The sequence below is a fragment of the Pseudomonas sp. rhizo25 genome, from assembly GCF_031931935.1.
Classification (GTDB): Bacteria; Pseudomonadota; Gammaproteobacteria; order Pseudomonadales; family Pseudomonadaceae; genus Aquipseudomonas; species Aquipseudomonas synxantha.
In genome coordinates, this window is sequence record NZ_JAUJXA010000041.1 from 1 (window position 1) to 1291 (window position 1291).

At 64.8% G+C, this 1291-nt stretch carries 1 protein-coding gene; it reads left to right on the forward strand.

What is annotated here, in order from left to right; all coding sequences use genetic code 11:
* A partial coding sequence (locus QZR30_RS27825; protein ID WP_311904780.1) for an amino acid adenylation domain-containing protein occupies nucleotides 1-1291 on the forward strand: 1291 nt, incomplete at both ends.

Below are 1291 nucleotides of genomic sequence, written 5' to 3' on the forward strand. Positions count from 1 at the left end.
CAGCAACCTTCAGCGCCGGCCTTGCTCTTCGAAGACCGTCAACTGACCTATGCCGAACTCAACGCCCGGGCCAACCGCCTGGCCCGGCATCTGGTGCGCCTGGGCGTCGGCCCCGACGTGCTGGTGGGGATCGCCGTGGAGCGCGGCCTGGACATGATCATCGGCCTGCTGGCGGTGCTCAAGGCCGGCGGCGCCTACGTGCCCCTGGACCCGGAATACCCCCAGGACCGCCTGCTGTGCATGATCGAAGACAGCGGCACCCGGCTGATGCTGACCCAGAGTCACTTACGTGAACGCCTGGCGATTGCCGCCTATGTCGACCACCTGTGCCTGGACCAGGACCAGGCCTGGGTCGACTTGGACGCCAGCAACCTGAGCAACCGCGCCCATGCCCAGAACCTGGCGTATGTGATGTTCACTTCGGGCTCCACCGGCCGGCCCAAAGGCGTGGGCATCAACCAGCTGTCGCTGACTCGCCATGCCTATGTATCGCTGGATTTTTTCAACCTCAAGGGCGATGACCGCATCCTGCAGTTTTCCACCTTCAACTTCGACGGCTTCGTCGAGCAGTTGTACCCGGCGCTGATCTGCGGCGCCTCGGTGGTGCTGCGCGGCACCGAGATCTGGGACACCGAGACCTTCTACCGCGAACTGATCAAGCACCAGATCAGTGTGGTCGACCTCACCACCGCCTATTGGAACCTGCTGGCCAAGGATTTCGCCACGGCCGGTCCGCGCGATTATGGGCGCCTCAAGCAAGTCCACGCCGGCGGTGAAGCCATGCCGCCCGAAGGCCTTGCCGCGTGGGCCGAGGCCGGCCTTGGGCACGTCAAGCTGCTTAATACCTATGGCCCCACCGAAGCCACGGTGACGGTTACCGTCCTCGACTGCACCGCCTACGTGACCGGCGCCCGCCCCACACCCTTGACCATGCCCATCGGCAAAGTCCTGGCCGGGCGCAGCATCTACTTGCTGGATGACAGCGGTGCCCCGGCACCGATCGGCGTGGTGGGTGAACTGGTGATCGGCGGCGAGTTGTTGGCCCGTGGTTACTTCAACCGCCCGGACCTGACCGCCGAACGCTTCATGCCCGATCCGTTCAGCCAGAGTGGCGGGCGTTTGTACCGCACTGGCGACCTGGCGCGTTACAACGCCTCGGGCGTGATCGAATATGTCGGGCGGATCGACCATCAGGTGAAAATCCGCGGTTTCCGTATCGAGCTGGGGGAAATCGAGGCCCGGTTGCTGGAGCAGGAGCAGGTGCGAGACGCCATCGTCCTCGCGCAGCCGG